The sequence below is a fragment of the Mesorhizobium sp. CA13 genome, assembly GCF_020165235.1.
GTDB lineage: Bacteria > Pseudomonadota > Alphaproteobacteria > Rhizobiales > Rhizobiaceae > Mesorhizobium.
The window spans coordinates 196,588-218,194 of the sequence record NZ_JAIUHS010000003.1; the positions used below are offsets into that span (position 1 = coordinate 196,588).

Below are 21,607 nucleotides of genomic sequence, written 5' to 3' on the forward strand. Positions count from 1 at the left end.
CGTCGTCAGCCGACGGCGTAGCGCAAATGGACGAGCCCGTGGGCAAGGGCTTCGCAGCTTTTGAGCGACAGTTGCATCTTGCCCGCGAGGCCGGTCTCGCCGAATTCGACGAAACCCTGGTTCGCCGCCCGCCCGTCAAGGGCGGGAGCCACGAGAAGGCTGAGCTCATCGACAAGGCCGGCCGCGAAGAAGGAACCGTTGATGCCGGCGCCGCCCTCGAGCAGCAGCCGACGAATGGCGAATTCGCGGTTGAGAACTTCGAGCATCCGGCCGAGATCCATGTCGGCCGTTTCCGCCACGATATAGGACACGCCGTCGGCAGCGAGCTCGGCCAGGTGGCTGTCGGCGACGTCGTGCCCAAGCAGCACCACGACATGGTCGCCGCCAATGTCGGGTTTGGAAAAGTGGAGCTTGCCCGAGGGATCGAGCGCCACCGCATAGCTGCCCGTACCGGTTTGCGCGACATGGTAGGGTCGGTCGACCCTGCCCGCATCGGCGGGCGGGTGCGCGCCGGCCTTGCTCATCTCGGCCATGGTGACGCGACCGACGATCCAGCCGTCGCCCGCAAGATCATTATGGATGTGCTCGTAAAGGCTCGACCATTCGGCCCGGGTGCCATCGGGACTGGCCGTGTAGCGGCTCGGGTGAAGACTGCCGTCCAGCGATGAGATCATATGGCAGATGATGTGCGGTTTCATGCGGGTGTCTCCGGGGAATGGGCTCAGGCGCGGTTCAAACTAGGGCCAGCGCCGGAGAATGGAAGCTGGGCACCCGGCTCATCCAAATTCCGACCATTGCCGTCTGGCCCTGTTATATCGATGTTGCACAAATGGTTGAGCCTGGGCTAGCATCCGTTTGCTGGTGCCGACGGGAGGCAGTTTTTGCAACGGCGATCAGCTGGAGCGGCATGCGTTAGCAAACGCAAGGAGGATGCTCCAACACTTTGAACCGACGCATGATCCTTCCTGAAACCGTCCCGGTTTCCGGGGCCGTGCGTTCTTGTGGAGGAGAATCCCATGAACAGACGTGAATTCCTGATGACGTCCGTGGCCGCGGGCGCCATGGTGCTTGCCGCGCCCTCGGCATTTGCGCAGGACAAGCTCACCATTCTTGGCTCGGTGCCCAGTCTCGGCTTTCCGTTCTTCGTGCACATGCTGAACGAGATCAAGGCGGAAGCCGCCACGCAAGGCGTCAACCTGACCGAGAGCGATGGCCAGAACTCGGCCACCAAGCAGACCGCCGACATCGAGGCGGCCCTGGTGCAGAAGGTCAACGCCATCGTGATCTCGCCGCTCGACGTCAACGCGCTGGCGCCGGCCATCGAGGAAGCGGTCAAGGCGGGCGTTCCCGTGGTCACGATCGATCGCCGCGTCGACGGTGTCGAGGGCATTCTCGCCCATGTCGGCGCCGACAACGTCAAGGGTGGCGAGGCGGAAGCTCAGGCCGTGGTGGCGGCATTCCCCAACGGCGCCAAATTGTTCCATCTGCAGGGCCAGCCCGGCGCCGGGCCGGCGATCGACCGCAACAAGGGCGTGCACAATGTGCTCGATCCCTTGAAGGACAAATACCAGATCGTCTTCGAGCAGACCGCCAATTTCGCCCGTGCCGAGGCGCTGTCGGTGACGGAAGCCGGCCTTGCCGCCAACGGCAAGCCGGACGCCATCATTTGCGCCAATGACGACATGGCGCTGGGCGCCATGGAGGCTTGTGCCGCGCGCAACTTCACCGACGTCAAGATCTACGGCTTCGACGCGCTGCCGGAAGCGCTGGTCGCGGTCCGCGACGGCAAGCTCGCCGGCACGGTCGAACAGTTCCCGGGCCAGCAGTCGCGCACCGCCGTGCAGATCGCCGTCGCTTACGCCAGGGACAAGAAGGAGCCGAAGGAGAAGCTGGTGCTGTTGACGCCGATCGTCATCGGTAAGGACAATCTCGACAAGGCCGAGAGGTTGAACGAGACGAAGTGAGGGCTGGATTGGCAAGGCTGGCGGAGCACGCCCCCCTCTGGCCTGCCGGCCATCTCCCCCTCAAGGGGGGAGATCGGCTGTTTGCTCTGTTTTCGCCAATTCTTCTATGCTGCAAGAAAAGGCGATGCCCGTGACACCGCCGATCTTCCCCCTTGAGGGGGAGATGTCCGGCAGGACAGAGGGGGGCGTTCAAGCGCTGACGGAGCCCGGATGAACTTCACTAAGGAAGCCACCCTTGCCAGCTGAAGCCGCACCCGTCCTGCTCGCCGTCGAGGGCGTCACCAAGCATTTCGCCGGCGTCACGGCGCTCAGCGAGGTCTCGCTCGATGTCAGGCCCGGCGAAATCCTCGGCCTGCTGGGCGAGAACGGCGCCGGCAAGTCGACGCTGCTGAAAATCCTGTCGGGCGTCATGCCGCCCTCCAGCGGCCACATCATTTTCGACGGCGCCGACTACCGGCCGTCGAGCCCGCAGGATGCCAAGCGGCTCGGCATCGTCACCATCTACCAGGAACTCAGCCTGATCCCGACGCTGACGGTGGCGGAGAACATCTTCATAGGCCGCGCCCCGACCGGTCCGCTCGGCCTTGTCTCCTGGCGCAAGATGGAGCAGGACTCCCGCACGATCATCGCCCGCGTCGGCCTCACGATCGATCCGATGACGCCGGTCTCGGCGCTTTCGGTGGCCGAGCAGCAGCTCGTCGAGATTGCACGGGCGCTGTCGCTGAAGAGCCGGCTGATCATCATGGACGAGCCGACCTCGGCGCTGACCGAGACAGAGGTGCAGCGGCTGCTGTCGATCATGGACAGGCTGCGCAAGGACCATGTCGCCATCATGTTCGTCACCCATCGGCTGGAGGAGGCCGCCGCCATCTGCGACCGCATGACGGTGCTCCGGGACGGCAGGTTGGCCGGCAATCTCGACCGCGAAGGCGGGCCGATCCGATTGCCGCGCATCATCGAGAAAATGGTCGGCCGCGCGGCGTCCGAACTCTATGCGCGGCCGGCGCAGCGCACGGTGGCCGGCGACGTCGTGCTGTCGGTGCGCGGATTGCGCACGGTGCGCGACCCCGAAGCGCCGCACGCCATCGTGCTCGACGGCGTGGACATCGACCTGAAGGCCGGCGAGATCCTGGGTGTCGCCGGCCTGGTCGGCTCGGGCCGGACGGAGCTGGCGCGCGCCATCTTCGGCGCCGACCGGATCGCGGGCGGCACGATAACGCTCGACGGCAGACCCATCGCGCCGGCCTCGCCGGCGGATGCCATAGCGCTCGGGATCGGCCTGGTGCCTGAGGACCGCAAGCATCAGGCGATCTTCGCCGCGCTCGGCATCCTGCCGAATTTCTCCGTCGCCTCGCTCGGGCGGTTCAGCAATGGCTTCGGCTTCATGGCCGAGCGGCGCGAGCGCGATGCGCTGGCGGGGTTCCGGAAAATGCTGTCGATCCGCATGGCGTCGGCCGAGCAGGCGATCGAGGGCCTGTCGGGCGGCAACCAGCAGAAGGTGATCCTGGCGCGCTGGCTGGCGCGGGATCCCAAGGTGCTGATCGTCGACGAGCCGACGCGCGGCGTCGATGTCGGCGCCAAGGCCGAGGTGCACCAGATCCTGGTGCAATTGGCAGCGCGCGGCATAGCGGTGATGATGATTTCGTCCGAGCTGCCCGAAGTGCTGGCTGTGTCGGACCGGATCGTGACCATGCGCAAGGGACGCATCACCGGGCAGATGCCGGGCATCGAGGCAAGCGAGGAAAAACTGATGGAACTGATGGCGCTCGACCAGCCGGGAGCGGTTGAGGAGGAGGCACGATGAGCGTGGCCGAGGAGCAGAGCCGGCGTGGCGGCATCAGCATTGCGCGGCTGTTGATGAATTTCGGGCCGCTGCTGTTCCTGGCGGCGCTCGTGGTCGTCTTCACCGTGCTGAAGCCGAGCTTCATCGATCCGATCAATCTGTTCAACATCACCCGCCAGATATCGATCACCGGGCTGATCGCGCTCGGCATGACCTTCGTCATCCTCACCGCCGGCATCGATCTCTCGGTCGGGTCGCTGCTCGCTTTCTGCGGCATGGTGGCGGCCGTGGTCGCCAAGGGCGGTACTGCCAACACGCTGTCGCTGTCGACGTCGGGAACGCAGGGCTATGGCTGGTTCGCGGCGCTGCTCGCCGCCGTGGTGGTGGGGGCGGTGGCCGGCGGCGTGCAGGGCTTTGCCATCACCAGGCTGAAAGTGCCGCCCTTCGTCGTCACTCTGGGCGGGCTCACCGTGTTTCGCGGCCTGACGCTGACCATCTCCAATGGCGGCCCGATCTCGGGCTTCGACGCTTCGATGCGCTGGTTCGGCACCGGGCTGATCGGCCCCGTGCCGGTGCCGGCGCTCATCTTCGCGGTGGCCGCCATCCTGTGCCACATCGTGCTGCGCTATACGCGCTATGGACGCGCCGTCTACGCCGTCGGCGGCAATGCCGAGGCCGCACGGCTGTCGGGCCTGCGTGTCGACCGCATCCTGGTCTCGGTCTATGTCATCGTTGGCTTCTTTGCCGGGCTCGCCGCCTTCGTGCTGTCGGCCAGGCTGAATTCGTCCGAAGCGGTGGCCGGCATCGGCTACGAGCTGACGGTCATCTCGGCCGTCGTCATCGGCGGCACCTCGCTGTTCGGCGGCATCGGCTCGGTCGGCGGCACCGTGGTGGGCGCCGCCCTGATCGGCGTGCTGCAGAACGGGCTCCAGTTCAACAACGTCTCGTCCTACACGCAAAGCATCGTCATCGGCCTTATCCTGATCCTGGCGGTGGCGTTCGATCGCTGGCTGAAGTCGCGGGTGAGAAGGTAGGACGGTTTTTGCCTTCTCCCCTTGTGGGAGAAGGTGGCCTCGCGAAGCGAGGTCGGATGAGGGGTGCTCCAGGGAGCACCAACGTCTCATCCCGCTGGAACACCCCTCATCCGTCTCGGCGCCAACGCGCCGATCCACCTTCTCCCACAAGGGGAGAAGGAAGAACCGCAACGATGCCGGTCAGCGCATCATTCGACGGAATAAGGGACGCCGGATTTTTCCCTTCCTCTGAAAAGGGGGAGGAACCCGCTCCGGTTGCAAAACGATCCGTGCTTGCTAGAAAGGCCCGGGGCGGGTGGCATTCTGAGAGAACCTCATGTTTGCCGATATCATCAAACCGATCAGCTTGAGTTTTTCGCTGCTGCGGCGGTTCTGGCCGCAACTGGTCGCGCTTGTTCTGGCCGGTGTTCTGGCCGGCGACCTGCTGTTGCAACTGGCGGCCAAGGTGGCGCTCGCCAACCATTTCGCCGGGCTCGCCATGCTGACGCTGGTGGCACTGGCGCAACTGGTGGTGACGGTGGCGATGTTCCATGTGCTGCGCCCCGGCTTGCCCCATGTGCTGGCCGCGCAGCGTGGCGCGGAAAAGGCCACGGTCGCCGAGAGGGAGGGAGCCGCGGACGAGCGCGGTTCGCGGCTGGTGCGGATGATCACCATCGCGCTGTTGCCCTTCTTCGCCTATTATGCGGCCTGGGGATTCCTCGGCGACATCGTGCGCCAATATTCGCGCGAAACGCTCGACCAGGCCGGTTTCGGCCAGAGCGCCAATGTGCTGGACGTGCTGGATTCGCGCTGGCTGCTGGTCTCGGTGGCGGTGTCCTGGCTGGTGCGCCGGCTGGCCAAATTCATGCAGACGAAAACGGGCGCCGGCTCGTTCTGGCAGATCGTGGTGGTGATCTGCGAGACCAACTGGATCTTCGTCGGTCTCTACGTCATCAGCCGCTGGAAGGACAGCGCGTTGCAATGGCTGATGAGCCGCAATTTCTGGTCCGTTCTGCAGGCCTCTGCCGACGGGCTGGCGAGCCCGGTGCCGGCGGCGACGGCCGCGCCCATGGTGCCGGTCGAGATCACCTCGATCGCGCCCTCGACGATCGCCGTCAACCTGTTCTTCTACATGCTCTTGCCGCTGATCTGGCTGGTCATGGCGGCGCTGATCTATGGCTATGACGTGCGCGACGACACGGCACTGATGCGCGTGCACGGCCGGCTGGAACGCGTCGGCAAGCGCTATGCCGGCCTGCCGAAATTCCTGCGCGATTTCGTCGAGCATTTCATCGCCGGTTACCGCTCGCGCTATCTGCCGATCGCCAATGGCGTGCGGCTGACGGTAAGCTCCAGCCTCGCATTGCTGTGCACGCTGATCGTCGGCTACCGCCTGCTCGACTGGGGCGCGGCCTGGCTGTGGCTGGGTGCGACGCGGCTGATCGGCCCGCACGAACTCGACGTCTGGCAGATCCTGTCGCATGGCGTGACGCTGTTGTTCGGCAGCCCGTTCCAGGATTCCTCCACCGGCATCCTGGTCGAGCCGCTGCGCATCTGCTTCCTCGCCGCCGTGCTGGAGACGGCGTTCTCGCTTTCCAAGGGGACGGTTGAGGCGGGCGGTCGTTCCCGGTGGCGACGGGAACGACCGTAGCGTATCCTTGTCGCGCCTTGCCATGTACGTGTGATGAGGCGAAAGTGCGATCTTTCCTGGTCTCGTAAACAGACCGCCTGTTTGCATTCGCAAGATCGAAGAGAATGCCATGACTTACTTCTTCCGCCGTCGAAGTGAGACAATGACCTTCGGCCTGCCTGTGGTCTGCTGCGCGCTGGCGTTGATATTGCAATCGAACATAGAGCCGATCGACGATTACCGGACGGCGATTGTGGTGATCGTTGCCGGCATATCGATCGTTCTTACCTTGGCAACCGTCTTTGCCGTGTTGCGACATGCGGAGGCGATAGCCCGACGTGTCGGACAGCCGTACGGCACCCTGGTCCTTACCTTGGCCGTAACGACGATCGAAGTGTCGATCATCGTCTCGATGATGCGACATGGCGCCAACAATCCGACCCTGGCGCGAGAATCCGTGTTCTCCACGGTCATGATCGTTTGCACCGGCATCGTGGGGCTGTGCCTGACACTCGGCGGGTGGCGGCACCGCCACCAGGACATCCGAAGGCAAGGCACAAGTTCCTTTCTTTCGGTGCTGACCGCGATCACGGTGCTGACCATGGTGCTTCCGAACTACACGCTCGCCACCAGCCCCGGGACATTTTCTCCCACGCAACTGGCCTTCGTCGCGCTGCTGTCGCTCTTGCTCTACGGCAGTTTCGTTTTCGCCCAGAGCTACAGCCAGAAAGAGGACTTCCTGGAGGTGCAGGTCCGTGAAAGCGCCCCGGAAAGCCATTCTCCGCAGGTTCACGGCGTGCCGACGCATTTCGTCTTCCTGCTTCTGGGACTGGTCGGGATCGTTCTGCTGACGGAACGGGTCGCGGCTGGCGTTGAAGATGGCCTTACCTATCTGCAGATCCCGCAATCGGATGCGATCGTCGGCGCGATGATTGCGTTTGTCGTGCTGCTCCCCGAGGCGATCTCCGCCGTCAAGGCATCGTGGGGGAATGAGCTCCAGCGCGCATTGAACGTCGCTTTGGGCTCGGCGTGCGCGACCATCGGACTGACGATCCCGGCAGTGGCGGCGGCCAGCCTCATCACCGGAAAGTCGCTCAACCTCGGTCTCGGTCCGAGCGACGTGATTTTGCTGGTTCTGGCCCTTGCGGTGAGTGTCATAAGTTTCAGTACCGGACGCACGACGGTTCTCACAGGACTTGCTCACCTCGTCGTCTTTGTTGCCTACGTCCTGTTGATCGCCGTGCCGTGACTCCGGACTGCCGGCGCTGTCGTTACTTCGGCGGCCGTTGAAACCGCAGGTACCACGGCCGCTCACTTCCCAGCCCAATGGCGGGACGGATGGTCTTGATGGCATCCTCGGGCACGATGAAGGTGTCGCCGATGGTGATGACGTCGCCTGTCTTGGCGCCGGAGAAGATCGCCGAGGTGCAGTTCATCACGCCGTCCGGCAGTCTGACGCCCGAAATCATGTCGGGGAGCCAGCGGCGGCCGGCGGCATCGGTCAGCATCAGCTTGCAGCCCAGCCATTGCTTCTGCAAGTCGGGATCGCCGATGGTGACGGAGAAGGTGGCGATGACGGCGAAGGCCTGATCGGGCAAGCGGCCGGCCTTGCCGCCGCGCAGGTCCGCCAGTTTCCAGTCGCTGCCGCCGAAGCGCGCGGACTGGCCAAACTGGACATCCCTGGCGATGAGGTCTTCGCCGCCAAGCCATTCGCGCAGGCTGTCATGGCTGGTTTCTGCCAGCGCCAGCGGCAGCAGGATGACCAGCGCCGCCAGGCTGCGCCTGCGCCATTTTTTCTCGGCCTGCCGCTCGGCCGCCGGCTCCATATCGGTCGAGACGGCGCTCATGGCTTGCCCTGCGATATCTGGCCCTGCGATGTCCGGCCCGGTGGTGCATCCAGGTCGTATTGCGGCAGGATGCCGGCCGGCCGTCCATCGGCTCCGGCCGGCAGTCCGTCGAAGCTGATACGGGCCTGTGCATCGAGCGGTCCGAACTGGCGCCCGGCGATCAGCAGCCTGGCGCCGCGGATCTGGTCGGGCGGCACTTCGAAGACGAACAGGCCGCGTTTTTGCAAGCCGGGATCGACGCTGTGCGGCGGCATGTCCTGGCGATAGCCCAGCCGCTCCGTCTGGCGATAGCGCAGACCGGTCGGACCTTGCCAGGTGCCGTCCGCGACCGTGATGGAGGCGTCGGTCGCGGTGAGGCTGGTCGTCACCACCGCCCACACGCCGCTCGTCGTCAAAAGCTTTTGCTGCCCGAACTGGTTGGTCTTCAGCGCCCGGGCGAAGACGACCCCGTCCAGCCGCACGTCGAAGCTGCGTGCCCGCACCGTGTCGTGCATGGCGCCGTCGACCGGTATGGGCGCGGTAAGGTCGGCATAATGCGGCTTGGAAAGCTGCATGCCGTAGCTCAGCGCCACGGTGGCGGCGAGAATCACGAGATTGCCGAGGACCCGCATGCTCATGAGCCGGCTCCCGGCGTGTCCGTTGCCGGCATATCGGCGAGCGGCAAGGTGACGGTGCCGAGACGGTAGGGATTGTACCAGCCGGGCGTGCCGTAGAGATTGTCGCGCGGCTTGAAGATTTCCGCGGTGACGCCGAAGGCGAGCGTAGGCGGCACGGCGGCGTCGCCGGCCAGCGGCCAGACATAGACCAGGCGCTCGGTCATGCCGGGGTGCAGTTCCGGCGCCAGGGTCGAATCGCGTATCAGGGCGATCATCGGCATCGGGTCCGGCAGGGTGATCCCCTCCGGCTTGAAGACAGCAAAATAGGCCTTGTTGGATTCGGCCGTGCGGTTGGTCATGTCGGCCTCCAGCACCAGTGCCTTCTGGCCCGGTTTCAGCGGCACGCCATGGATGTCGGCATGGCTGACATAGGCACGCACCGGCTTGATGCGCCAGCGGCCGGCATCGATGGCGGCATCGGACGGCAGTTGCGGCGGAGGGTGAGCGGGCAGGGCGCCAAAGGCGCCCATGAGGCCGGCCGCCAGCAGCGCGGCGATGGTTCCCGCGCCTGCCGTCATCCAGGCCTGGACTCTTGAACGGGCAGTCTTGAACATTCCCTGATATGCACGTCGAACGATCAGCCACCCGCAGGCAATCTAGGAAGAAAACACTCGGATGGGAACCCGCAAATGGCGGCATTGCCCAGCTCTTCTCATGGCTGCCTTTCCCTCGTGGCGCAGTATGGTCGCCGATGGCTTGGCGAGCCCGCCTATGCCGCCTCCAAGGCCCAGATGCGGTGGCCGTAGCGGCGGAAGAAGCGCGCCAGCAGGCGTTGTTGCCTCGCCCTGGCGAGGTCCGCCAGACGCCGTTCCTGGCGCCAGCGCGGCATGTTGCGCCAGAAGGCGATGAAGCGGGCGGCGTCCTCGATGGCTTCCTGTGCCGATAGCGCCGGGCCGATCGCCGCCAGGAAAAGCGCTTCCGATTGTTTCAGCGCGTCGACGATCACCTTGCGCCTGAAATGGCCGAGGCGCGCCTGGCGGATGCCGTGTTCGCGGATTCTCGCGAAGGCTTCGATGAGAGCGTGATCGTCGCCGCCATAGCCGCAGGCGTGAGCGAAATCGGCGGCAAGGGTGTCCATCATCTCTCCCGGGGTGCTGCACGCGCGCCGACTCGGCTTTGCAAGCTACATAGAAGCATAACTCAAAAATTGATGAAAGAGAAACTTTTGCAGAACGCTGAAAGATGCGACTCGACTCTCGTTTCAAAACACAGGAAGATGCGAACAAACAGGGAACAAAGAGGCGAGCCGCGATGGCATTGACGGGCAGGGGATCAGTGATTGCGGATGTCATTTCGATATCGGTCGAATGCGCCGATTGCGGCCGCAACAGGTGGTGGAAGCCCGATCAGCTGCGGCGCTTCGGCGTGACTGGCAATACGCCGCTGGCAGCACTTTCGGGCCGGCTGGTCTGCTCGGCCTGCCGCGCCGACGGGCTGCCGGGCACGGCGATCCAGATCCGGGCGGCGTTTATCGACGAGCGCCAGCGCGTGCGCAGCGAGGCGCTGATGCTGAGCGAGCGCGAGATGCCGCTGGAGGGATCGGGGCGGGCGTGAAGGCGAGGGCGTCGACGCTGGGTTTTGCCTTCTCCGCTTGTGGGAGGAAGAATTGCCCCGTCGCCCTCAATAGCCCAGCAATTCCTTCAACGGAATGACCCGCCAGACCTGCTTGATGGCGTAGCGGTTGAAGGTCAACGTCTTCGGCGGATTGTACTGCTCGACGACCAGGTCGGCGGCGGTGCGCTTGACCAATTTCTTGATGAAGGCCTTGCCGTTGCGTTCGTTCTCTTCCGGGAAGGTTTCGATCACCACATGATCGCCCGGGACGGCATCGCGGCCGCCGCAATAGATCAGGTCTCCGGGCTCGTAACGGGGCACCATGGAATCCGAGAGCACGTGCAGCGCGAACACCTTGGCGAGGTTACGGATGCCGGGTGGGCGCTGGACGTAGCCGGCGGGCTCGCCGTTGAAGGTGAAATCGCCGTCGTCGCCGCCAACCGCGGCGCCCAGCACCTGGATGTCCATCGGCCCGGCGGGGGGCGGCCCGGCATCGGTGACGATCTCGGCGTCGTTGACCGGTCCGGCATCGTCGAGGAAGACCACGTCGCCCTTGCCGAGCGCCACCGGGTCGACACGCAGAAAGGCGGCGGTCTTCAGGAGGTTTTCCGTCTTGGGCAGGTTGCGACCGGTTTCCCAATTGCCGACGGCGGCGACGTCGGTGTCGTTGTGCTCGGCGATGTGGCGCATGACCAGGCCGCGCTGCTTGCGCGCCTGGCGGATTGCCGCTCCGACCTTGATCGACAGTTGCGTTTTCACCATGGCACCCATGTGACCAACAAGCGCTGCTTTCGTCCATGAAAGAATGGCTTGCATCTGTTTTTGAGTTATGCTTATATCCGTTCATGCAAAAGCTCAACCCCTTTCGAGTCGAAAGCGCCCTCAGGCCAGCTTCACGCGAGCCGGCCAGTGCTCATTCCCTTTCGCCCCGGCTGTCCTCCTCCCCGGCCAGGGCGATGCGTGAGGCTGATTGCCCCGATGCATCAGCCGCACGTCCGGTCCGCCCGTCACCGGCGGCCGGAACGGCCGGAGCCGTCGCTCCCCGCGGCTCCGGCCCCCAATTCAGCGCGGTGCGGATCCGCTCCCTGATACGCACCGAGGACGGCACCGTGATCCTGCTCGACAGGCTGACGGGCAGGGCGGTTTCCGCACCCGACCGGAAGACGGCAGAGGCGCGCCTCGCCGCGCTGGACGGCCGGCCGGGCTGAGGCCGCCAACCCAACGGCCGACAGGCCGGATCGAACCCGACAATGCCCACCGCCTGCGGCGGGCCGACACCGACACTCGTCGGCGGCGTCGCGCGCTGCCGCGCCCGCGCAATGGACGGAGACCAGACATGGCACTTTACGGCGACAAGGAATTGCAGGCGATCGCCGGCTGGTTGACGGACGGACTTTCCGCCTCGCGCATCGCGGCTCGGTTCAGCGCGTCGCGAGGCAGCCCGGTGTCGCGCGACGCCATCATCGGCATCGTTCACCGCAACGCCATGCTGAGTTCGATCGGCTTTGCCAACAGCAAGCGCATCGCGGCAGCCGAGAGGGCGAATGACAAGGCCGCGGACCGCGCCGCCAAGGCCGGACGCAAGCGCGTGCCGAAGGGTGAAGGTGCGGAACGCCTCGCAGCGCGCGGGGCCGGCTTGCTGATCGCGGACGGGCAAGCCTACCGCCTGGAGGTGCCGGTGCCGCAGCGAAGCCCGATTGGCCGCCAGCCGCATGGCGTGGCAATGCGCTTCGTCGACTGCCTGTTCGGCCGCTGCCGCGCTCCGCTCGACCTGACGCTGGAGCAAAATCCGGAAAACGATGCGCCCGGCGGCCGGCCGGGCGCCCACATGCTGTGCTGCGGCATGCGCACAATGGCGATGAAAAGCTACTGCACCTATCACCAGGCGCGCTTCCGCCGGCGTGTCTGCGAGGCAGGATGAGCGTCCTCCCGTTCGGGAGGGACGATGCCGGCAGGAGGCAACGCCGGTGCAGGATTGGGAATACAGCCGAGAGTTTTGGGAGATTGGTTCAGATGCAAGGTATCGAAGCGTTGGCGCCTCTCATTGGCCCACTAAGCATCTTTCTCCATAAGGCGGGGACAAAGCTGGCCGCAACGCCGGCTTTGCTTCTGCAGTGTCGGCGATCTGGCGAGAACGGCGGCCACGCAACGCTTTTATTTTGGCAGATCGTGGCCCTGCTTTGGCATCCGCACGCTCATTGCATCAGGCATCGTTGGCCGGCCGTCATCGCCGGCCAATATACGGGTGACCCGGGCGAAGCCGATGAACGCTTTCATCGCGTCGGCGTGCGAAATCTGCGCCGCGATGGCTGCGCTGCACGCGTTGAGCGCACTGCGGTAGACGTGACCGCGCCGTTCAACCGGCCAACGCTGCAGGAAGTCGGCTGCCTCAGCGACGCTGTCGATCACCTCGACATGCCCGTCCAGGTATACTTTGAGCGGAGATCCTGTTTTCATGGTACCCACGGCACTTACCTTGGCGTTGCGCGCGGCTCGAAAGCCAGCGATTCTCAACGTGCAAGGCGGCGGCGCGGTTGCATCACGTTTTCAGCCGCCTCACGGGCCCGCGGCGGCGTCGAGCCATTCATGGGCGCGGCTACGCGGCTTCGCCACCAGCAGCCCCTGCTGTCCTGCCGCCTTGGTGAAAGCCTCGAAGGCGACGCGCTGGCGGCAGCTGCCATCGATGGCGAGCCTGACCAGCCTTGTCGCATCCAGATAGGCGGTGGCCGTCTTGTCAGGCCATTGCCGGCGAAGCGCGGTCGCCGCCTGGGCGATGGAGCCCACCAGCATGGTCTTGTTGTCGCAGAAGCGCAAGGTCACCGGCATGAAGGCGGTCATGGGCATACCTCCTGTTGGTTTGGTGCGGCACAACGCCCAGCCTCGCCGCTGGTTCCGGCGCACGCAGCCAATTTCGCCAGGGATCGCGGCCTAGCCAGCCAGCACCTCAATCCACTCCCCCCACAAGGACGCAGCCATGAGCAAGAAAGCCGCCAGATCAGCTAAACCGCAGACGCCGAAGCTGCCGAAGGGCGAGGCCGAGCAGGTGCGCATCCGCCGCGAGGTTGGCCATGATTTCGCGTTGCGGGACGACGAGTTCGGCCGCAAGCGGCTCGCAACCGGCACGTCTGAGGCGCGGCGCGTCTATGAGGTGTCCAATGACGGCCATACCTCCACCGGTGGTATCGTGCGGGTGCGCAGCATCGATCCGCTGCTGGGCATCACCTCGCTGTCGCACCAGCAGCGCGAGGCTGGTCTGCGCTACCGCGAGGATTTCCGCGCCAGCCAGCAGGCTGGTATCAAGCCGATGCGCTGGAGCGAACGCGTCGACGGCGACAGGATAAGCGGCGGCATCACCGAGAGCGTGCTCAATGCCGGACGGTCACACGCCGCCGCGACCCGCGCGCTCGGCCATTGGGAGGTGGTCGACGTGGTGCGGAAGATCGTGTGCCTGGAGCAGTCGGTCAGAGGCGTGGCGGGAGAGGTGAGCGAGGGCAGGGACGTGGCGGCAAAGCTGTTGAGAATCGGGCTCGATCTGCTGGCGATGCACTACGGGATGATGATGCGAAAATAACAGCCGGGTGCCGGGGCAGCGCCATTCCTGGGCATGGGCTGTGCACTACAATCCGGCCGGCGCGTCGCCGGCCGGATCAATTGTCAGTTCAACGTCGGCAGACACGGACCCTCTCGATGACCCGATGGTGATGACGCCAGTGCTTGATCACCTCGGTGTGGCAGCGACGATGACCGTAGTAACGCGGACGATAGCTCTCGTCATACATGCTGTAACGGCCATAGTAGCCGTCATCGTCGGAATAATCGCGATAATGGTGACGATATCTGGGAACGTAATAATCGTCGTCATAGCCGTTGCCGATGCCGAGCGTGATTCTGGCGGCATTTGCCGGGGCCATCACCGCCACCGCCGAAGCGACGGCAATCACGGATGCGAGCAAGAGTTTCTTCATGACAACCTCCTCTTAAGGTCCCTCTAATAAACGCTCCTCACGCGGCACCGTTCCCGTAGAGTCGGTAAAGCAATGTTTCGCGCCCGCGCGCGCCGTGACGGAGCGACTTCGTCGGCAGCGCGCCTTTTGGGGCGCTAACCCTTCTAAAACAGTGCCTTTTCCAGCGGCTTCTCCAGCGTCTCGGCGAAGGCCGTCGCCAGATGGTGGCGGTCGCGGAAGGCGATCTTGCCGCCGATGAAGACGTGGCAGGTGGTTTGGTTGCAGAACTGGTCGGTCATATCGACATAGCTGGCGTTCGGAACGCTGCGCACGACGTCGCGCTCCACCGCGGCCATGGCGTCGTTGGCGGCATAGGCACGCGTCTGGTCGCAGAGCGAGGGCGTGTCGCCGCGCCACAGCGCGCGCGCCACGCAGGTGTCGACCTGCTCGTCGTTGAAGGGCACGTCGCGGATGAAGGCGATCTTCAGCCCGGCCTTGCTGAACGTCTCCAGCGTCGAACGCAAGCCCGCCTTCCACTCCGCGTCCTGGCTGTCGGGCTCATCCTTGCCGGCCGCCATCTTGCGCGAGCTGGTCAGGGCGATTTCCGAGATCACCACCAGGGCCGGCCTCAGCGCCAGGATCTCCTTGATCGACTGCTCGCGCCACTGGTCGCATTCGGCGTAGTCGCGCTTCAGCTTGCTCGACCATGTCGACAGCCGGGACGCCCGACACGAGGATTTGAGCCAGGTAACCACCCGGTAATCGCGCTTTTCGGCTGCCTCGATCAGCGGCGTCGACCAGTGGTCGGCATGTGAATCGCCAAACAGCGCGATCGTGCCTTTCGCATCCTTGGCGCCAAACACGCAGGGCTTCGGGGTGACGGTCTCGTAGTCGAGCACGCAGCCGCCCCTGGCGCGCGCGGTGGATGGACGCGCCGCACTTTGGGCGATGACGCGCTGCTCCGGATCGAGTTCGTGAACGGCAAACTTGGCGTTGGCGTAGGCCGCGACCACGCCGGCGCCGGTCAGCAGCGCCGCGGGCACGAGCGCGCGGGCGGCGCTTGCCATCAGCCAGCCGTTGCGGCGAACGGGGTTTTCGACGACGTGATAGGTGAAGATGGAGAGCATCAGCGTCAGTGCCAGGCAGGCAAACCTGTCCAGGCCGGAAAGCTCCGCGGTGACCATTCCCGCATAGACGATGACCGGCCAGTGCCAGAGATAGAGCGAATAGGAGAGCCTGCCGATCCATTGCATGGGCGGCAGCGACAGGACAGCCGTGGGGGCGCCGGCCAGCTTGCCACCCGCTTGGCGCTCGCCTGCCCCGCTGACCAGCAGCAGCACCGTGCCGACGACCGGCAGCAGCGCCAGCAGGCCGGGGAAGGGCAGCGCCTCGTCCAGCAGCAGATAGGCGGGCACGATCAGCGCCAGGCCGAGCCAGCCTTGCGCGGCGCGCAGCCGCGGGTGGTACCGGAGGAAATTTGCCGGCACCATCGTGGCAAGCCCGCCGGCGGCGAACTCCCAGGCCCTCAGCGGCGAGAAATAGAAAGCCCAGGGCGGCGAAACGCTGGTCAGCCAGGCGCAGGCCACGAACGACACCAGGCCGGTGACGCCGATGACCACGATGGCCGCGCGCCGTCCCGGCCGCAGCCATGCGGCGAGGAGAAGCAGCGCCGGCCATGCGAGGTAGAACTGCTCCTCCACCGATAGCGACCAGAAATGGATGAACGGGTTGTTGGCGGCGTCTGAAGCGAAATAGTCGAACGACCAGCGGATCAGCCACAGGTTGATCATATAGGCCGAGGCAAACATCGCGCCCTTCGAATAGAGCGCCTGTTCCTCCGGCGACAGGATGAAGGCGCCGGCCAGCAGCGTGGCGAGGATGACGAACAGCGAGGCCGGCAGCAGCCGCCGGGCGCGGCGGGCATAGAAGCGCCACAGGTTCAGCCGGCCGCTCTCGCCGATCTCCTGCAAAAGGTGTCTTGTGATGAGATAGCCGGAGATGACGAAGAAGATGTCGACGCCGGCAAAGCCGCCGGGCAGGGCGGTGAGGCCAAAATGATAGGCGACGACACCGGCTACCGCCAGTGCGCGCATTCCCTCGATATCGGGTCGGAACGATGCTGCCACGACAAATCCTTCGTGCAAGCCCAACCCGCGGCCATTGTCGGCCGGGGCGGATCGTATCGCAATGCAACAAATCTTTCGCAACGCAACATGGCAGGAAAAAGGAAAACGGCACAAAAGGGCCTGGGCATGGATAGAGCCTGCACAGGAAGCATCACAACTTGTGTTTCCGTAAATGGCACTCACCCTATTTACGACTAACATGTTAGCATGTTAGCACTGCCTGCGAACTGCTTTTTTGGGAGACTCGCTGGTGACATCGCGTTTTGGTCTTTCGGTTGCCCTGGCCACGCCTTTCGATGCGTCGGGGCAAATCCTCATTCCACCCATGGTGACGTTGGCCCGGAGCTGCCTGGCGCAGGGCTGCACCAGCGTGACGCTTTTCGGCACCACCGGGGAGGGCGCTTCGGTCGGCACCGGGGAGCGGGGGGCTGTCACCGAGGAGATGCTGGCGGCCGGCATCGCGCCGCATCAGCTTGTCGCAGGCGTGCTGGTCGATGCGGCCGAGGATGCAGCCGAGCAGGCTCGGCATGCCTTGCAGCGCGGCGCCCGTAACATCCTCCTTGCCCCTCCCAGCTATTTCAAGAATATCGGCGACGATGGACTTTTCGGCTGGTTTTCCGCCGTCTTTGCCGCTCTCGGTCCGCTGGCCCGCGGCGTGCTGCTCTACAACATTCCCTCGGTCACCACGGTGCAGCTTTCGCTTGGGCTGATCGGCCGGCTGCGCCAGGCGTTTCCGGACGTGGTCGCCGGCGTCAAGGATTCCGGCGGCGACTGGGCCTATAGCGAGGCGCTGCTCGGTGCCCATGGCGATCTGGTGATCCTGATCGGCGACGAGCGGCATCTGGCGCGGGCGGTCAGGATCGGTGGCCAGGGCGCGATTTCGGGCATGGCCAATTTCGCCGCCGGCGAGGTCCTCGCCATGGCCGAGAAAGGGCACGACGACGTGCGCGTCGAGCGTTTCGTGCTCGAGTTGCTCAAGCACCCGGTCATTCCCGCGGTCAAGGTGATGGTGGCGCGCAAGACCGGCGACGAGCGCTGGCTGGCGGTGCGGCCGCCGCTCGAGCCGATCGCGGCGCCGGAGCGCCAGCAGCTTGGCGCTGCCTACAACACTCTTTTCGCGGCCGCGGCGGCCTGACGGGGAAGGAAGCACTGAAATGGCCAATGGCGGCGACCAGACAAATCTGCGGGAGCAGGCCTATGCCAGCTTCACGCGGCATTTGCTGGCCCGCGACCTCAAGCCGGGCCAGTTCGTGTCGCAGCGCGAACTCGTCGCGTTCACCGGCCTGCCGCTCGGCGCCATCCGCGAGATCGTGCCGCGCCTGGAAGCCGAGGGGCTGTTGACGACGATCCCGCAGCGCGGCATGCAGATCGCGCATATCGACATCAGCCTGATCCGCGAGGCCTTCCAGTTCCGCCTGTTCATGGAGCGCGAGGCGGTGGCGCTGTTCACCGTCAGCGCCTCCGACGGCGAACTCGCGCGCTTGCGCCGCGAGCATGAGGACATGCTGGCGCAGGCGCTGGCGCAGACCCCGACGCCGGAGATGGAGGCCAGGGCGCAGACCATCGACTGGGCCATGCACGACACTTTCATCGATGCGCTCGGCAACGAGATCATTGCCAAGGCCTATCTGGTCAATTCGGTGAAGATCCGCCTGATCCACCAGGAACGGTTCCGCATCGACGGCCGCGTGGTGCCGGTGATGCGCGAGCATCTGAGCGTGATCGAAGCCCTCGAAAGCCGCAATCCGCAAAAGGCGGTCGAGGCGATCAGCCAGCATATCGACAATGCGCGCCGGCTGGCGCTCCATATCTGAGGAAGCAGGCCGCGCCGTGCTTGTCGCGGTGCAATCGACAACGACAGCAACCGGGAGGAAGAAATGCCGTCCAATCCATTCAACCCAAACAGAAGACAACTCCTTACGGGCGCCGCCATGCTCGCCGGCGCCGGCCTTGCCGGTATCCGCCCGAGCCTTGCCGCCGGCGTCGACTGGAAGCGCTTCGCGGGCTCGACGCTCGACGTCAATCTGGTGAAAAGCCCGCGCAGCGACACGCTGATCAGATATCTCGCCGAGTTCGAGGAACTGACGGGCATCAAGGTCAATGCCGAGGCGACGCCCGAGCAGCAGCAGCGCCAGAAGACGGTCATCGAGCTCAGCTCCGGCAAACCCAGCTTCGACGTCGTGCATCTGAGCTACCATGTGCAGAAGCGGCAGTTCGAGAAGGGCGGCTGGCTGGCCGACATATCGGGCTACCTTGCCGACCCGACGCTGACCGATCCGAGCCTAGTCGAAAAGGACTTTGCCGATGCCGGCATGCTGTTTGCCAAGGACGGCGAGGGCGTGCTGCGCTCGCTCCCGTTCTCGGTCGACTACTGGATAATCTACTGGAACAAGGAGCTGTTCGAGGCCAAGGGCCTCAAATATCCCGAAACCTTCGATCAGCTCGTTGCGGCCGCGGAGGCGCTGACCGACCCGTCGGCCAACACCTACGGTTTCGTCGCGCGCGGCCTCAAGAACGCCAATACGCCGGTCTGGACCTCGCTGATGCTCGGCTACGACATGACGCCGCTCGACGACAAGGGCAAGCTGCGCACCACCGCGCCCGAAGCGGTGGAGGCGGCCGCCCTCTACCAGCGGCTGATGACCAAATCCGCGCCGCCCGGCGTTACCGGCTTCAACTGGGCCGAAGCGCAATCCGCCTTCCTGCAAGGCAAGATCGGCATGTGGTTCGACGGCGTCGGTTTCGCGCCGCCGATGGAAAATCCGGAGAAGTCGAGGGTGGTCGGCAAGGTCGGCTACGGCGTCATGCCCAAGGGCCCCAAGGCGCATGCCTCGGGTACGTTCGGCGACGGGCTCGGCGTGACCACGGCCAGCGAGAAGAAGGAAGCAGCCTATCTCTTTTGCCAATGGGCGGTGTCGGCCGGCATGGGCGCCCGGCTGCTGCAGGCAGGTGCCGGTGTGCCGTTCCGCAAATCGGTGCTGGAAGACCCCAAGGTGCGCCAGGGCGTGACCATGCCGGCGAGCTGGCTCGACGCCGTGGTCGGCTCCGGCAATGTCAGCCGGCTGGCGCTGCCGGTCATTATTCCGGTCACCGAGTTCCGCGACATCTATGGCGTGGCGCTCAGCAACCTGCTCGCCGGGGCCGACCCGGCGGAGGAACTGAAGAAGGCGACGGAACAGTTCCAGCCGGTCCTCGACAGGAGCGAGCAAGGCTGATGTCCGCAACTGCCCCAGAGCGCGCCGGGGCGACGACGAGTCGCGCCGGGGCGACGACGAGTCGCGCCGGGGCGACGACGGATCGCGCCGGGGCGACGATCGATCGCGCCGGGGTGGCGAAACAGGAAAGCGAAGGGGGCCGGCCCGTCAAGCTGGCTCCCAGCTACTGGCCCTTCGTCGTCCCCGCGCTGGTCGTCGTCGGCGCCGTCATCGTCTTTCCCTGGGCCTTCACGCTGTGGATGAGCGTCAACCGCTGGACGCTCGGCCAGTCGCGAAGCTTCGCGGGGATGGAGAACTATCTGCGACTGGTCGGCGATGGGCGGTTCTGGGAATCGCTCGCGCACACCTTGTCCTACACTTTCCTCTCGGTGGCCGCGCCGATGCTTCTCGGCACCATCGCGGCGCTGATCTTCGATGCCCGGTTCCCGCTGCGCGGCGTGCTGCGCGGCATTTTCGTGATGCCGATGATGGCCACGCCCGTCGCCGTGGCGCTGGTCTGGACGATGATGTTCCATCCGCAACTCGGCGTGCTCAACTACCTTCTGTCGCTGGTCGGCATTCCCGCGCAGGAATGGATTTTCAACGCCAGGACGGTCATCCCCTCGCTGGTCGCGGTCGAGACCTGGCAGTGGACGCCGCTGGTGATGCTGATCGTTCTGGGCGGGCTGGCCTCGGTGCCGCGCGAACCCTTCGAGAGCGCCGAGATCGACGGCGCCAATGCCTGGCAGCAGGTCCGTTACCTGACCTTGCCGATGATCGCGCCGTTCCTGATGATCGCGGTGATCATCCGCACGATCGACGCGCTGAAGAGCTTCGACATCATCTATGCGATGACCCAGGGTGGGCCGGGCACGGCCTCCGAGACCATCAACATCTATCTCTACAACATCGCCTTCTCCTATTACGACGTCGGCTACGGCTCGGCCATGGCGGTGGTGTTCTTTGTTCTTATCGTAGCGCTGTCCTTCGTCCTGCTGATGCTGCGCCAGCGCAGCCGCTGGACCGACGGGGAGGGCAAATAGATGCGTTCGCGACTGCTCAACCGGATCGGCCTGTTCTTCGCCGCCCTGGTCTTCGTCTCGCCGGCGATCCTGTTCTTCCTCTGGATGATCTCGCTGTCCCTGAAATTCGAGATCGACAACGGCGCCTCGCCGCCGGTCTTCATCCCCGAGCATGTGGCCTGGTCGAACTATGCCAAGGTGTTCGAGGAGAACAATTTCCTGCTCTACTTCTGGAACTCGGTGCTGGTGACCGGCACGGCGACGCTCTTGGCGCTGCTGATCGGCGTGCCTGCCGGCTACGGCATAGCGCGGCTCAAGGCCGAACGGTCGGCGGTTGTCATCATGATCGCGCGCATGACGCCGGGGCTGTCCTATCTCATCCCGCTGTTCCTGCTGTTCCAATGGGCGGGCATACTGGGCACGCTATGGCCGCAGATCATCATCCATCTCGTGGTCACGGTGCCGATCGTGGTCTGGGTGATGATCGGCTATTTCGAGACCACGCCGATGGAGCTGGAGGAGGCCGCCAGCATGGACGGCGCCTCCTCTTGGCAGGTATTCCGGCTGGTCGCGCTGCCCATCGCCAGGCCGGGCATCGTGGTGGCCTTCATCCTGTCCATCATCTTCTCCTGGAACAATTTCGTCTTCGGCGTGGTGCTGGCCAGCCGAGAGACGCGGACCCTGCCGGTCGCGGTCTACAACATGCTCTCCTACGAGCAGGTGAGCTGGGGGCCGCTGGCCGCCGCCGCACTGGTGGTGACGCTGCCGGTGCTGGTGCTGACCATGTTCGCGCAAAGGCAGATCGTCGCCGGGCTGACCGCCGGCGCGGTCAAGGGCGGCTGACGCCGACGACACTCTTTCCAGGTGAGGACAT

The 21,607-nt window shown here is 65.0% G+C and carries 24 protein-coding genes; 14 read left to right on the forward strand and 10 right to left on the reverse strand.

Annotated features, from left to right (window positions below; genetic code table 11):
* Nucleotides 1-5: 5 nt before the first annotated feature.
* Nucleotides 6-698: a RibD family protein gene (locus LB566_RS09875; RefSeq protein ID WP_224624269.1), complete on the reverse strand. Its 693-nt coding sequence runs from the start codon at nt 696-698 to the stop codon at nt 6-8.
* A 318-nt stretch (nt 699-1,016) separates the two neighbouring features.
* Between LB566_RS09875 and LB566_RS09880 the strand changes: the two genes are divergently transcribed.
* The 5 genes from LB566_RS09880 to LB566_RS09900 all read left to right on the forward strand — a co-directional run bounded on the left by LB566_RS09880 (nt 1,017) and on the right by LB566_RS09900 (nt 7,639).
* Nucleotides 1,017-1,964 carry a substrate-binding domain-containing protein gene (locus tag LB566_RS09880; RefSeq protein ID WP_140551999.1) on the forward strand — a complete coding sequence of 316 codons (948 nt, stop codon included), beginning with the start codon at nt 1,017-1,019 and terminating at the stop codon, nt 1,962-1,964.
* A 235-nt stretch (nt 1,965-2,199) separates the two neighbouring features.
* Nucleotides 2,200-3,768: a sugar ABC transporter ATP-binding protein gene (locus tag LB566_RS09885; RefSeq protein ID WP_224624270.1), complete on the forward strand. Its 1,569-nt coding sequence runs from the start codon at nt 2,200-2,202 to the stop codon at nt 3,766-3,768.
* Nucleotides 3,765-4,781: an ABC transporter permease gene (locus LB566_RS09890; protein ID WP_140551997.1), complete on the forward strand. Its 1,017-nt coding sequence runs from the start codon at nt 3,765-3,767 to the stop codon at nt 4,779-4,781. Before LB566_RS09885 ends, LB566_RS09890 begins: the two co-directional genes overlap by 4 nt.
* Nucleotides 4,782-5,097: 316 nt before the next feature.
* Nucleotides 5,098-6,411 carry a hypothetical protein gene (locus LB566_RS09895; RefSeq protein ID WP_224624271.1) on the forward strand — a complete coding sequence of 438 codons (1,314 nt, stop codon included), beginning with the start codon at nt 5,098-5,100 and terminating at the stop codon, nt 6,409-6,411.
* Nucleotides 6,412-6,553: 142 nt separating this feature from the next.
* A complete protein-coding gene (locus tag LB566_RS09900; RefSeq protein WP_224624272.1) occupies nt 6,554-7,639 on the forward strand; it encodes a calcium:proton antiporter in 1,086 nt (361 codons plus the stop codon).
* 22 nt (nt 7,640-7,661) lie between these two features.
* Here LB566_RS09900 and LB566_RS09905 read toward each other — a convergent pair whose 3' ends face one another.
* From LB566_RS09905 to LB566_RS09920, 4 genes are all read right to left on the reverse strand, one after another.
* The gene (locus LB566_RS09905; RefSeq protein ID WP_224624273.1) at nt 7,662-8,237 is read right to left on the reverse strand and encodes a hypothetical protein; all 576 of its coding nucleotides are present in this window, start codon (nt 8,235-8,237) and stop codon (nt 7,662-7,664) included.
* A complete protein-coding gene (locus LB566_RS09910; RefSeq protein WP_224624274.1) occupies nt 8,234-8,854 on the reverse strand; it encodes a hypothetical protein in 621 nt (206 codons plus the stop codon). The genes LB566_RS09905 and LB566_RS09910 overlap by 4 nt, the downstream gene beginning before the upstream one ends.
* The gene (locus LB566_RS09915) at nt 8,851-9,411 is read right to left on the reverse strand and encodes a hypothetical protein (protein ID WP_224624275.1); all 561 of its coding nucleotides are present in this window, start codon (nt 9,409-9,411) and stop codon (nt 8,851-8,853) included. Before LB566_RS09915 ends, LB566_RS09910 begins: the two co-directional genes overlap by 4 nt.
* A 191-nt stretch (nt 9,412-9,602) precedes the next feature.
* The gene (locus LB566_RS09920; protein ID WP_224624276.1) at nt 9,603-9,971 is read right to left on the reverse strand and encodes a hypothetical protein; all 369 of its coding nucleotides are present in this window, start codon (nt 9,969-9,971) and stop codon (nt 9,603-9,605) included.
* Between the two features lie 173 nt (nt 9,972-10,144).
* Between LB566_RS09920 and LB566_RS09925 the strand changes: the two genes are divergently transcribed.
* Nucleotides 10,145-10,447: a hypothetical protein gene (locus LB566_RS09925; protein WP_224624277.1), complete on the forward strand. Its 303-nt coding sequence runs from the start codon at nt 10,145-10,147 to the stop codon at nt 10,445-10,447.
* Between the two features lie 66 nt (nt 10,448-10,513).
* Here the strand turns inward: LB566_RS09925 and LB566_RS09930 are convergent, their stop codons facing one another.
* Complete coding sequence (locus tag LB566_RS09930) at nt 10,514-11,218, reverse strand: XRE family transcriptional regulator (RefSeq protein WP_224624477.1); 705 nt, start codon at nt 11,216-11,218, stop codon at nt 10,514-10,516.
* Nucleotides 11,219-11,403: 185 nt separating this feature from the next.
* Between LB566_RS09930 and LB566_RS09935 the strand changes: the two genes are divergently transcribed.
* Both LB566_RS09935 and LB566_RS09940 read left to right on the forward strand, forming a co-directional pair.
* Nucleotides 11,404-11,655: a hypothetical protein gene (locus LB566_RS09935; RefSeq protein ID WP_224624278.1), complete on the forward strand. Its 252-nt coding sequence runs from the start codon at nt 11,404-11,406 to the stop codon at nt 11,653-11,655.
* A 128-nt stretch (nt 11,656-11,783) separates the two neighbouring features.
* Complete coding sequence (locus LB566_RS09940; protein WP_224624279.1) at nt 11,784-12,368, forward strand: GcrA cell cycle regulator; 585 nt, start codon at nt 11,784-11,786, stop codon at nt 12,366-12,368.
* 233 nt (nt 12,369-12,601) lie between these two features.
* On the opposite strand, the gene LB566_RS09945 is transcribed toward LB566_RS09940, so the two are convergent.
* Nucleotides 12,602-12,904, reverse strand: coding sequence for a DUF982 domain-containing protein (locus LB566_RS09945; RefSeq protein ID WP_224624478.1), 303 nt, complete (start codon nt 12,902-12,904; stop codon nt 12,602-12,604).
* 99 nt (nt 12,905-13,003) lie between these two features.
* Nucleotides 13,004-13,285 (reverse strand): DUF982 domain-containing protein, encoded by a 282-nt coding sequence (locus tag LB566_RS09950; protein ID WP_140552338.1) that lies wholly within the window; start codon nt 13,283-13,285, stop codon nt 13,004-13,006.
* A gap of 136 nt (nt 13,286-13,421) precedes the next feature.
* On the opposite strand from LB566_RS09950, the gene LB566_RS09955 reads away from it, so the two are divergent.
* A complete protein-coding gene (locus LB566_RS09955; RefSeq protein ID WP_224624280.1) occupies nt 13,422-14,018 on the forward strand; it encodes a DUF6456 domain-containing protein in 597 nt (198 codons plus the stop codon).
* A gap of 88 nt (nt 14,019-14,106) precedes the next feature.
* On the opposite strand, the gene LB566_RS09960 is transcribed toward LB566_RS09955, so the two are convergent.
* Nucleotides 14,107-14,412: a hypothetical protein gene (locus LB566_RS09960; protein WP_224624281.1), complete on the reverse strand. Its 306-nt coding sequence runs from the start codon at nt 14,410-14,412 to the stop codon at nt 14,107-14,109.
* Nucleotides 14,413-14,555: 143 nt separating this feature from the next.
* Complete coding sequence (locus LB566_RS09965; protein WP_224624282.1) at nt 14,556-16,517, reverse strand: acyltransferase family protein; 1,962 nt, start codon at nt 16,515-16,517, stop codon at nt 14,556-14,558.
* 250 nt (nt 16,518-16,767) lie between these two features.
* On the opposite strand from LB566_RS09965, the gene LB566_RS09970 reads away from it, so the two are divergent.
* The 5 genes from LB566_RS09970 to LB566_RS09990 all read left to right on the forward strand — a co-directional run bounded on the left by LB566_RS09970 (nt 16,768) and on the right by LB566_RS09990 (nt 21,576).
* Nucleotides 16,768-17,652 carry a dihydrodipicolinate synthase family protein gene (locus LB566_RS09970; RefSeq protein WP_224624283.1) on the forward strand — a complete coding sequence of 295 codons (885 nt, stop codon included), beginning with the start codon at nt 16,768-16,770 and terminating at the stop codon, nt 17,650-17,652.
* 19 nt (nt 17,653-17,671) lie between these two features.
* Nucleotides 17,672-18,331: a GntR family transcriptional regulator gene (locus LB566_RS09975; RefSeq protein ID WP_140552330.1), complete on the forward strand. Its 660-nt coding sequence runs from the start codon at nt 17,672-17,674 to the stop codon at nt 18,329-18,331.
* A gap of 63 nt (nt 18,332-18,394) precedes the next feature.
* Nucleotides 18,395-19,732, forward strand: coding sequence for an ABC transporter substrate-binding protein (locus LB566_RS09980; protein ID WP_224624284.1), 1,338 nt, complete (start codon nt 18,395-18,397; stop codon nt 19,730-19,732).
* A complete protein-coding gene (locus tag LB566_RS09985; protein WP_224624285.1) occupies nt 19,732-20,754 on the forward strand; it encodes a carbohydrate ABC transporter permease in 1,023 nt (340 codons plus the stop codon). Before LB566_RS09980 ends, LB566_RS09985 begins: the two co-directional genes overlap by 1 nt.
* The gene (locus LB566_RS09990) at nt 20,755-21,576 is read left to right on the forward strand and encodes a carbohydrate ABC transporter permease (RefSeq protein ID WP_140499101.1); all 822 of its coding nucleotides are present in this window, start codon (nt 20,755-20,757) and stop codon (nt 21,574-21,576) included.
* Nucleotides 21,577-21,607 lie beyond the last annotated feature (31 nt).

Bases quoted from the DNA above. Each gene is read 5' to 3' on its own strand.
- LB566_RS09990 (WP_140499101.1), top strand. From the start codon at position 20,755: ATGCGTTCGCGACTGCTCAACCGGATCGGCCTGTTCTTCGCCGCCCTG.
- LB566_RS09975 (WP_140552330.1), top strand. From the start codon at position 17,672: ATGGCCAATGGCGGCGACCAGACAAATCTGCGGGAGCAGGCCTATGCC.
- LB566_RS09890 (WP_140551997.1), top strand. From the start codon at position 3,765: ATGAGCGTGGCCGAGGAGCAGAGCCGGCGTGGCGGCATCAGCATTGCG.
- LB566_RS09900 (WP_224624272.1), top strand. From the start codon at position 6,554: ATGACCTTCGGCCTGCCTGTGGTCTGCTGCGCGCTGGCGTTGATATTG.
- LB566_RS09935 (WP_224624278.1), top strand. From the start codon at position 11,404: ATGCGTGAGGCTGATTGCCCCGATGCATCAGCCGCACGTCCGGTCCGC.
- LB566_RS09960 (WP_224624281.1), bottom strand. From the start codon at position 14,412: ATGAAGAAACTCTTGCTCGCATCCGTGATTGCCGTCGCTTCGGCGGTG.
- LB566_RS09905 (WP_224624273.1), bottom strand. From the start codon at position 8,237: ATGAGCGCCGTCTCGACCGATATGGAGCCGGCGGCCGAGCGGCAGGCC.
- LB566_RS09880 (WP_140551999.1), top strand. From the start codon at position 1,017: ATGAACAGACGTGAATTCCTGATGACGTCCGTGGCCGCGGGCGCCATG.
- LB566_RS09985 (WP_224624285.1), top strand. From the start codon at position 19,732: ATGTCCGCAACTGCCCCAGAGCGCGCCGGGGCGACGACGAGTCGCGCC.
- LB566_RS09955 (WP_224624280.1), top strand. From the start codon at position 13,422: ATGAGCAAGAAAGCCGCCAGATCAGCTAAACCGCAGACGCCGAAGCTG.
- LB566_RS09930 (WP_224624477.1), bottom strand. From the start codon at position 11,218: ATGGGTGCCATGGTGAAAACGCAACTGTCGATCAAGGTCGGAGCGGCA.
- LB566_RS09945 (WP_224624478.1), bottom strand. From the start codon at position 12,904: ATGAAAACAGGATCTCCGCTCAAAGTATACCTGGACGGGCATGTCGAG.
- LB566_RS09940 (WP_224624279.1), top strand. From the start codon at position 11,784: ATGGCACTTTACGGCGACAAGGAATTGCAGGCGATCGCCGGCTGGTTG.
- LB566_RS09895 (WP_224624271.1), top strand. From the start codon at position 5,098: ATGTTTGCCGATATCATCAAACCGATCAGCTTGAGTTTTTCGCTGCTG.
- LB566_RS09980 (WP_224624284.1), top strand. From the start codon at position 18,395: ATGCCGTCCAATCCATTCAACCCAAACAGAAGACAACTCCTTACGGGC.
- LB566_RS09910 (WP_224624274.1), bottom strand. From the start codon at position 8,854: ATGAGCATGCGGGTCCTCGGCAATCTCGTGATTCTCGCCGCCACCGTG.
- LB566_RS09915 (WP_224624275.1), bottom strand. From the start codon at position 9,411: ATGACGGCAGGCGCGGGAACCATCGCCGCGCTGCTGGCGGCCGGCCTC.
- LB566_RS09920 (WP_224624276.1), bottom strand. From the start codon at position 9,971: ATGGACACCCTTGCCGCCGATTTCGCTCACGCCTGCGGCTATGGCGGC.
- LB566_RS09875 (WP_224624269.1), bottom strand. From the start codon at position 698: ATGAAACCGCACATCATCTGCCATATGATCTCATCGCTGGACGGCAGT.
- LB566_RS09950 (WP_140552338.1), bottom strand. From the start codon at position 13,285: ATGACCGCCTTCATGCCGGTGACCTTGCGCTTCTGCGACAACAAGACC.
- LB566_RS09925 (WP_224624277.1), top strand. From the start codon at position 10,145: ATGGCATTGACGGGCAGGGGATCAGTGATTGCGGATGTCATTTCGATA.